General features: G+C 74.3%; 9 protein-coding genes. 4 read left to right on the forward strand and 5 right to left on the reverse strand.

Features of this window, described 5'->3' with window-relative positions; all coding sequences use genetic code 11:
- Positions 1-235 precede the first annotated feature (235 nt).
- On the forward strand, positions 236-1180 hold the full coding sequence (locus FS882_RS17590) for an ROK family glucokinase (protein ID WP_158375013.1): 945 nt from the start codon (positions 236-238) through the stop codon (positions 1178-1180).
- Between the two features lie 21 nt (positions 1181-1201).
- Here FS882_RS17590 and FS882_RS17595 read toward each other — a convergent pair whose 3' ends face one another.
- Positions 1202-1846 (reverse strand): hypothetical protein, encoded by a 645-nt coding sequence (locus tag FS882_RS17595; protein ID WP_158375015.1) that lies wholly within the window; start codon positions 1844-1846, stop codon positions 1202-1204.
- A gap of 83 nt (positions 1847-1929) precedes the next feature.
- Here FS882_RS17595 and FS882_RS17600 point away from each other — a divergent pair, with 83 nt between their 5' ends.
- From FS882_RS17600 to FS882_RS17610, 3 genes are all read left to right on the forward strand, one after another.
- A complete protein-coding gene (locus tag FS882_RS17600; RefSeq protein WP_262348388.1) occupies positions 1930-2721 on the forward strand; it encodes a lysophospholipid acyltransferase family protein in 792 nt (263 codons plus the stop codon).
- Between the two features lie 137 nt (positions 2722-2858).
- On the forward strand, positions 2859-4079 hold the full coding sequence (locus tag FS882_RS17605; RefSeq protein ID WP_158375017.1) for a pyrophosphate--fructose-6-phosphate 1-phosphotransferase: 1221 nt from the start codon (positions 2859-2861) through the stop codon (positions 4077-4079).
- Positions 4079-5431, forward strand: a complete 1353-nt coding sequence (locus FS882_RS17610) for a class II 3-deoxy-7-phosphoheptulonate synthase (RefSeq protein ID WP_158375019.1) — start codon at positions 4079-4081, stop codon at positions 5429-5431. Before FS882_RS17605 ends, FS882_RS17610 begins: the two co-directional genes overlap by 1 nt.
- 75 nt (positions 5432-5506) lie before the next feature.
- Here FS882_RS17610 and FS882_RS17615 read toward each other — a convergent pair whose 3' ends face one another.
- The 4 genes from FS882_RS17615 to FS882_RS21660 all read right to left on the reverse strand — a co-directional run.
- Positions 5507-5920, reverse strand: coding sequence for a VOC family protein (locus tag FS882_RS17615; RefSeq protein WP_154729862.1), 414 nt, complete (start codon positions 5918-5920; stop codon positions 5507-5509).
- Positions 5921-5925: 5 nt separating this feature from the next.
- Positions 5926-6306 (reverse strand): helix-turn-helix transcriptional regulator, encoded by a 381-nt coding sequence (locus tag FS882_RS17620; protein WP_158375087.1) that lies wholly within the window; start codon positions 6304-6306, stop codon positions 5926-5928.
- A gap of 85 nt (positions 6307-6391) precedes the next feature.
- A complete protein-coding gene (gene pknB / locus FS882_RS17625) occupies positions 6392-8398 on the reverse strand; it encodes a Stk1 family PASTA domain-containing Ser/Thr kinase (RefSeq protein WP_158375021.1) in 2007 nt (668 codons plus the stop codon).
- A gap of 48 nt (positions 8399-8446) precedes the next feature.
- Positions 8447-9268 (reverse strand): LysM peptidoglycan-binding domain-containing protein (locus FS882_RS21660; RefSeq protein WP_262348389.1); only part of this gene is annotated, 822 nt, incomplete at its 5' end.

The following is a 9268-nucleotide window of genomic DNA, read 5'->3' on the forward strand; positions in this document are numbered from 1 at the left end:
TAAGGGACTTTGGTCCCGGTCGCGGGCGTCCGACACGTCCCCCGAGCGGGTGGTCACCCGCCGGGCGCCCCGCCAGGGCTGCCGCGCGCTGGGAGCGTGTGCAGCGAACGGCGCCCGGCACGCTAGCGTGGGGGCGCACGCGCGCAGTGTCGCCGCCGCGGCACCGGTGCAGCGTCCCGGTCCGGCGGTCCTCGCGGGTGCGCCACGCAGAGATCTCACGCGGAAGCAGGGAAGCATGCACGCCATCGGTGTGGACATCGGCGGGACGAAGATCGCCGCCGGTGTGGTCGACGAGGACGGCCGGATCATCGCGAAGACCCGGCGCGACACCGACCCCCGCGACTCCGCGAGCGTCGACCGCGGCGTCATCGAGGCCTGCCAGGAGCTCGCCGAGCAGTACGAGATCGGCGCGATCGGCCTCGCCGCCCCCGGCTTCATCGGCACCGACCAGGCCACCGTGCTGTTCACCCCGAACCTGCCGTGGCGCGAGCACCCGCTGCGCGACATCGTCGCGAAGGAGCTCGGCGACGAGGTGACGATCGTCGTGGCGAACGACGCGAACGCGGCCGGCTGGGCCGAGTTCCGGTTCGGCGCGGCGCGCGACGAGCAGGACATGCTGCTGCTCACCATCGGCACCGGCCTGGGCGGCGCGATCGTCGTCAACGGCGAGCTGGTGCTCGGCGCCTGGGGCGTCGCGGCCGAGGTCGGCCACATGCGCGTGGTCCCCGGCGGCCACTACTGCGGCTGCGGCCACGAGGGCTGCTGGGAGCAGTACGCCTCCGGCAGCGCCCTGGTGCGGGACGCGCAGTCCGCGCTCATCACCGAGCCGGCCCGCGGCACCCGGCTGCTCGAGCTCGCCGGCGGCGACGCCGACGCGCTCACCGGCCCGCACGTCACCCAGGCGGCCCAGGAGGGCGACCCGCTGGCCGTCGAGCTGCTGGCCGAGCTCGGCCGGTGGATCGGCGAGGGCTCCGCGTCCGTCGCGGCCCTGCTCGACCCGTCGATCGTCGTGATCGGCGGTGGCGTCAGCGCCGCGGGCGACCTGCTGCTGGCCCCGGCCCGCCGGGCGTTCCTCGACCAGCTGTCGGCGCGCGGCCACCGCCCGGAGGCGACGTTCGCCCTCGCCTCGATGGGCAACGACGCGGGCATCGTCGGCGCCGCGGACCTCGCGCGCCGCTGAGCCGCCCGGGCGGCGCGGGCGTCAGACGACCGCGCCGTCCGAGTCGTCGTGCTCGGTGTCGCGCCGGTGCGGCATCCGCCACAGCAGCACGACCAGCCCGAGCACGAACGTCACGACGGACGCCTGCATCACGACCGACGGCGCGCCCCGCCAGAAGATGAGCACGACCAGCCAGACCACCGGCATGAGGGCGACCGCGAGCCACGCCATGGTGAGCAGCGGGTCGCCGCCCAGCACCGGACCGGGGTCCGGCGGGCGGAAGTGCTCCGCCTCGTCGACGCGCCGCTCGGCGTCGTCGATCTGCTCGGTGGCGTCCCAGTCCCGGCCGGAGGGCGGGGGAGGACCGGGGTCCGGGGGGCCGGCCTCGGCGGGCGTCCCGGGCTCGCGGGCGGGCCGCACGACGCGCCGGTCGGTCACCCACGGCGCGACGGGGTAGGTTACGGCGGGACCGGACGACGTCCGCGGGTCGTCCTGGCCTGCGGCGGCGGCCGCCGGCGGCTCCGCCGGCCCGGTCTGGTCCGTGTCGCCGCGCAGCTCCGCGACGATCGCGGCCCACTGCTCGTCGGTGACGCGGTCGCCGGACGGGCCGTGCTGCCGGCCGGCGCGCGGGCCGTCGGGCTCGTCGCCGTCGGGCGACGGGTCGGGGCGGTCGGGACGCAGGGCCATGGCAGCACTCTAGAGTCGGCTAGGAGCGGTGGGCACCCGACGGGTGCGCACCGGCCCGCACGACGAGGGCGAGAGGTGGCAGGTTGTTCTACTGGTTCATGAAGCGGGTCCTGGTGGGCCCGCTGCTGCACCTGCTGTTCCGCCCGTGGGTGCGCGGCGCCGAGCACGTGCCGAGCAGCGGCGCGGCCATCCTCGCCAGCAACCACCTGGCCGTCGTCGACTCGTTCTTCCTGCCCCTGGTGCTGGACCGCGAGATCGTGTTCATCGGCAAGAACGAGTACTTCACCGGCCGTGGCCTGAAGGGCCGGCTGACGGCCGGCTTCATGCGCGGCGTCGGCACCATCCCGGTCGACCGGAGCGGGGGCAAGGCGTCCGAGGCCGCGCTGCGCACCGGCCTGAACCGGCTCGCCGAGGGCAAGCTGTTCGGCATCTACCCCGAGGGCACCCGCAGCCCCGACGGCCGCCTCTACCGCGGCAAGACCGGCGTGGCGCGCATGGCGCTGGAGTCGGGCGCCCCGGTCATCCCGGTCGCGATGGTCGACACCGACAAGGCGCAGCCGCTGGGCCAGCGCCTGCCCCGGCCGCGGCGGATCGGCATCGTCATCGGCGAGCCGCTCGACTTCAGCCGGTACAAGGGCATGGAGAACGACCGGTTCATCCTGCGCTCGGTGACGGACGAGATCATGTACGCGCTCATGGCCCTGTCCGGCCAGGAGTACGTGGACATCTACGCCGCCACCCAGAAGGCCCGCATCGCCACCGGGCACCCCGCCGCCACCGGCCCCGCGGCTCCCGAGCCGACCGCGCCGGGAGGCCGGGCGGTGCCCGATGTCCAGCCTCCGGTCCCGCCGGAGGAGGACGCCGCGGCTCAGTAGGATGAGCCGCGTCCGTCGCGCCCCGGCGCGGCGGCACCCGAGGACCTCGGTCCCGGGTCCTGACTTCCGGCGTGCCGTTCCCTGGCTCCCGGGGCTGGGAAGACCCAGCTGTGCTGATCAATCGAGAGGTGTGTCTCATGTCGGTTCGTCGCGTCGCGCTCCTGACCGCGGGTGGCTTCGCTCCGTGCCTGTCCTCGGCCGTCGGTGGCCTCATCGAGCGCTACACCGAGATCGCCCCCGAGGTCGAGATCATCGCCTACGAGCACGGCTACTACGGGCTGCTCCGCGGCGACAAGATCGTCATCACGGACGAGGCCCGCGCCCAGGCCGGCATCCTGCACCGGTTCGGCGGCTCGCCGATCGGCAACTCCCGCGTCAAGCTCACCAACGCGGCCGACTGCGTCAAGCGCGGCCTCGTGGCCGAGGGCCAGGACCCGCTGCAGGTCGCGGCCGAGCAGCTCAAGGCCGACGGCGTCGACGTCCTGCACACGATCGGCGGCGACGACACCAACACCACGGCCGCGGACCTCGCCGCCTACCTCGCGGAGAACGACTACGGCCTGACCGTCGTCGGCCTGCCGAAGACGATCGACAACGACGTGGTGCCGATCAAGCAGTCGCTCGGCGCGTGGACCGCCGCCGAGGAGGCCGCCGGCTTCGCCGCGAACGTCATCGGCGAGCACCGCTCCGGCCCGCGCATGCTGATCGTGCACGAGGTGATGGGCCGGCACTGCGGGTGGCTCACCGCCGCCGCCGCCGCCGAGTACCGCAAGTGGCTCGACCGCCAGGAGTGGGCCCCGGCCCTCGGCCTGACGCGCGAGCGCTGGGACATCCACGCCGTCTTCCTGCCCGAGCTCGCGCTCGACATCGACGCCGAGGCCGCGCGCCTCAAGGCGATCATGGACACCCAGGGGAACGTCAACATCTTCCTGTCCGAGGGCGCGGGCATGCACGAGATCGTCGAGCAGCTGGAGGCGTCCGGCGCCGAGGTGCCGCGCGACCCGTTCGGCCACGTCAAGCTCGACACGATCAACCCGGGCCAGTGGTTCGCGAAGCAGTTCGCGGAGAAGCTCGGCGCCGAGAAGGTCATGGTCCAGAAGTCGGGCTACTACTCGCGCGCCGCGGCCGCGAACGCCGAGGACCTGCGCCTCATCAAGTCGATGACCGACCTGGCCGTCGAGTGCGCCCTGCGCGGCGAGGCCGGCGTGATCGGCCACGACGAGGAGGACGGCGACCGCCTCAAGGCGATCGCGTTCCCGCGGATCGCCGGCGGCAAGGCGTTCGACGTCTCGCAGCCGTGGTTCGGCGCGATCCTGGAGGGCATCGGGCAGCCCCTGGTGCCCGCGACGGCGCACTGATGAGCGTCGAGGCGGACCCGCAGGTCCTCCAGGGCCTGGACGCGTGGCGGGGCCTGCCCGTCACGCAGCAGCCGGCCTGGCCGGACCGGGACGCGCTCGCGCGGGTCACGGACCGGCTCGCCGGGCTGCCGCCCCTGGTGTTCGCGGGGGAGGCCGACGCGCTGCGCGGCCAGCTCGCGGCCGCCGGGCGCGGCGAGGCGTTCCTGCTGCAGGGCGGTGACTGCGCCGAGACCTTCGCCGAGGCCACCGCGGACAACATCCGCGGCAAGATCATGACGGTCCTGCAGATGGCGGTCGTGCTCACGTACGGCGCCAGCCTGCCGGTCATCAAGATGGGCCGGATGGCCGGGCAGTACGCGAAGCCGCGGTCCTCGGACTCGGAGACCCGCGACGGCGTCACGCTGCCGGCGTTCCGGGGCGACATCATCAACGGCTTCGAGTTCACCGCCGAGGCCCGGACGCCCGACCCGGAGCGGCTGCTCGACGCGTACCACACGTCCGCGTCGACGCTGAACCTCATCCGCGCGTTCACCACCGGGGGCTTCGCGTCCCTGCTGCGGGTGCACGAGTGGAACCGGGGCTTCACCGCCAACCCGGCGTACGCCCGGTACGAGGAGATCGCCGCCGAGATCGACCGGGCCATCCGGTTCATGGCGGCGTGCGGCGCCGACTTCGACGCCCTGCGGACCGTCGACTTCTACGCGAGCCACGAGGGGCTGCTGCTCGACTACGAGCGGCCGCTCACCCGGATCGACTCGCGGACCGGCCTGCCGTACGACTGCTCGGCGCACTTCCTGTGGATCGGGGAGCGCACCCGGCAGCTCGACGGGGCGCACGTCGACTACTTCAGCCGCGTGCACAACCCGATCGGCATCAAGCTCGGCCCGACGTCCACCGCGGACGACGCGCTGCGCCTGATCGACAAGCTCAACCCGAGCGCCGAGGCCGGCCGCATCACGTTCATCACCCGCATGGGCGCCGGCAAGATCCGCGACCTGCTGCCCTCGCTGGTGGAGAAGGTCACGGCCGACGGCCGCCCGGTCACCTGGGTGTGCGACCCGATGCACGGCAACGGCATCACCTCCGCCTCGGGCTACAAGACCCGCCGGTTCTCCGACGTCATGGACGAGGTCGCCGGGTTCTTCGAGGTGCACCGCGCGCTCGGCACCGTGCCCGGCGGGCTGCACATCGAGCTCACCGGCGACGACGTCACCGAGGTGCTCGGCGGTGCGGAGGAGATCGACGACGCCGGGCTGGCGCGCCGGTACGAGACGCTCGTCGACCCGCGGCTCAACCACCAGCAGTCGCTGGAGCTCGCGTTCCAGGTCGTGGAGCTGCTCCGCCGCTCCTGACGCCCCGCGCACGACGACGGCCGCCGACCCCTCTCGAGGGGCGGCGGCCGTCGTCGTGCGGCGCCGGCGCAGCGGTCAGGCGGCGCGCTGGTTGAACCGCAGCATGTTGCCCGACGGGTCGCGGAACGCGCAGTCCCGCACGCCGTACGGCTGGTCGATCGGCTCCTGGAGCACCTCGCCGCCCGCGGCGCGGATGTGCTCGAACGTGGCGTCGACGTCGTCGGTCTGGAAGATGACGCCGCGCAGCAGGCCCTTGGCGAGCAGCTCCGCCATCGCCTGCTTGTCGGCGTCGGACGCGCCCGGGTCCGCCAGCGGCGGCTCGAGCACGATCGTGACGTCCGGCTGGCTGGGCGGGCCGACGCTCAGCCAGCGCATCCCCTCGAACCGGACGTCGTTGCGCACCTCGAGGCCCAGGACGTCCCGGTAGAACGCCAGGGCCAGGTCGTGGTCGTGCACGGCGATGAAGCACTGCTGCAGCGTGATGTCCATGGCCGTCACGCTAGAGGGACCGGGTCGCGCGGCGCTTCTCCGTTCCTGACCGGTCGGGTGCGGACCTTCGCGACGCACGCGGGCACCGCCGCGCCGGCGTCGTGCTGCCGCGCGCGGTAGGCGGACGGGCTCATCCCGACCAGCTCGGAGAACCGCGCGCTGAAGGAGCCGAGGGAGGTGCAGCCGACCTCGACGCACACGTCGGTGACGCTGAGGTCGCCCCGGCGGAGCAGCGCCTTGGCCCGCTCGATCCGCCGGGTCATCAGGTAGCCGTAGGGCGTCTCGCCGTATGCGGCGCGGAACGACCGGGAGAAGTGGCCGGCGGACATCAGCGCCTCGCGCGCCAGCGTCGGGACGTCGAGCGGCTGGGCGTAGTCGCGGTCCATCCGGTCCCGGGCGCGGCGCAGCCGGACCAGGTCGTCCAGGGACGGGTTCGGCACGCCGCGCCTCCTCGCTCGCCGCTTCGGGGGCCTAGACGACCGTCAGCGTGATCGTCGTCCCCTTGGCCACCTGCTGCTCGGCCGGCACGCTCTGGTCGCGCACCGTGCCGAACAGGCCGCCCAGCACGTTGCGCCGCTCGGCCTTGAGGCCCAGGGCCTCCAGCGCCGCGGCGGCCTCGGCGTACTGCTTGCCGGTCAGGTTCGGCATGGCGACTGTCTCCGGCCCCTTCGACACCTGGAGCGTGACGGTGTCGGTGCGGTGCCCGTCGGCGCCGCCCTCCGGGCTCTGGGCGATGACGCGCCCGGCCGGCACGGTGTCGCTGAACGCCTCCTCCGGCGCGACGGCGAGGCCGATGTCCTGGAGCTGCTGCGTCGCCTCCTCCAGCGTCGCACCGACGACCGACACGATCCGGACGGGCTCGGGCCCGTCCGACAGCGTCAGCAGCACCGTGGAGCCGCGCTTCAGCGTCTGGCCCGGCTCGACCGGGGTGCCGTCCGCGTCCGTCGCCGCGAGCACCGAGCCGGACGGCGCGGCGTCGTCGTAGTGCTCGCCGTCGACGTAGTCGGGCGCGAGGCCCGCCGCGGTGAGCGCCGCCGCCGCGTCGGCCTGCATCATCCCGACCAGCGCCTGCTCGGGCAGCGGCACGAGGTCGACGCCCTTCGAGACGGTGAGCGTCACGGTGCCGTCCTTGCGCACCCGCTCGCCGTCGCCGGGGTCCGCCTCGACGACCTCACCCGTGGGCACGGTGTCGTGGAACGCGCGCTCCGTCTCGGCCCGCAGGCCGGCGGCGTCGAGCGCGTCCAGCGCCTGCTCCTCCGGCAGGCTCGAGACCGTCGGCACGGTGGTGTATGCGCCGGGGCCGAGCGCGAGGTACCACCAGGTGCCCCCGCCGACCGCCGCGAGCAGGAGCACGGCGGCCGCGACCCAGCGCCAGGGCCGCCGCCGGCGGCCGGCCGGCGCGACGGGGGAGCCGGAGACGGTCACGGCGCCGATCGGCAGCGCGACCGTGCGGCCCGGCGTCTCCAGCCGGGTGGTGGCGTCGCCGGGCTCGGCCGGCTCGTCGGCCGCGGGGTCGCCCGTGCCGCCGGTCGGCGCGTCGGTGTCGTGCTCCGGGTCGGTCGCCTGGGGCAGCGCGACCGCCGGCTCGCGGTCCACCCGCCGGGCGAGCGTCGCGGGGTCGAGCGCGGCACGCGTGCGCCGGAGCAGGGTGAGCGCGGCGCCGGCGTCGGCGGGCCGGTCCTCCGGCTCGCGGGCGGCCAGCGCCCCCACCAGCTCGTCGACCTCCACCGGGAGCCAGGAGGCGTCCGGCGCGTCGGACGGCGCCGGCACGTCGTTGTTGACGTGCTGGAACGCGATCTGGATGGGCGTCTCGCCCGTGAACGGCTGCGCTCCGGTGAGCATCTCGTACAGGAGCACGCCGGCGGCGTACACGTCGGTACGGGCGTCGCTCTCGCCGCGGACGACGAGCTCCGGCGACAGGTACGCGACCGTGCCGAACACCGTCCCGGTGGTCGTCGAGGTCACCTCGGTGACGGCGCGCGCCAGGCCGAAGTCGGCGACCTTGATCCGGCCGTCGGTCGCCATCAGGACGTTCTCCGGCTTCACGTCCCGGTGCACCAGGCCGGCGCGGTGCGCGGCTCCCAGCGCGTCGAGGACCTGCTCGGCGACGCCGAGGGCCTCGCCGACGGTCAGCGAGCCCCGCTCGGAGAGGTACCGGCGCAGGTTGACCCCGTCGACGTACTCCATCGTCAGGTACGAGGTGTCGCCGTCGAGCCCCTGGTCGTACACGCCGACGAGGCCCGGGTGGGTCAGCCGGGCCGCGGCGCGGGCCTCCCGCCGGAACCGTGCGACGAAGTCCGCACCCGCCCGGCCCTCGGCCAGGTGCGGGTGCATGACCTTGAGCGCGACGTCGCGGTCCAGGCGCCGGTCGACCGCCAGGTACACCGTCGCCATGCCGCCGCGCGCGATGCGCTGGACGACCTCGTACCGCCCGTCGACCAGGCGGCCGACGAGCGGATCGGTGACGGTGGTTCCCACGGGCGGCAGTCTACGGGCGCGGACGGCCCCGGCCCCGGAGGCCGGGGCTCAGTAGCGCGCCATGTGGGTCTGGACGTTCGCGACGTACCGCCGGGTGTCGCTGAACATGCCGTTCCGCTTCACCGAGGACGCCCCCTGGTAGTACGAGGCGATGGCGGTCTGCAGGTCGGGCGACGTGCGCACGAGCTGGCGGATGATCGCCACGCCCGCCACGACGTTGTCGTCGGGGTCCAGCAGGTTGAGGTCGCGGCCGACGAGGTCGGACGCCCACTGGCCCGAGGACGGGATGACCTGCATCGTGCCGATGGCGTTCGCGGGGGAGACCGAGGTGTGGTTGAACCCGGACTCCTGGAACGCGATCGCCTGGGCGAGCGCCGGGTCGACGCCCATCGAGCGGGCCGTGGCGGCGACCTTGGTCTGCATGTCGGCCTTGGACGGCACGCCCATGGCCACCAGCGAGGCCTTGTTCGCGTTGGCCGAGGCCACGACGCTCGGGGCGTAGGTGCGGCCGAGGAACGTGTTGCCGACGAGCTGGGTGCCGCTCGGTGCGGCGGTCGTCGTGGCCGCCGCGCCGCCCGGGATCGTGAGCGCCTGACCGACGCGGATGAAGGCGCGGGAGTCGAGGCCGTTGGCGGAGACGATGGCGGAGACCGTGGTGCCGTAGCGCTTGGCGATGGCGGAGACGGTCTCGCCGGAGGCGACGGTGTGCGACCCGCCGGCCGAGGCGGGTGCCGCGGCGGCGGCCGGGGCGGCGGCGGTGCCGGAGCCCCCGGGGACGGTGAGGGTCTGCCCGACGCGGATGAAGGCGCGGGAGTCGAGGCCGTTGGCGGAGACGATGGCGGAGACCGTGGTGCCGTAGCGCTTGGCATG

The organism is Cellulosimicrobium cellulans, from assembly GCF_007679345.1.
Lineage (GTDB): Bacteria > Actinomycetota > Actinomycetes > Actinomycetales > Cellulomonadaceae > Cellulomonas > Cellulomonas cellulans_A.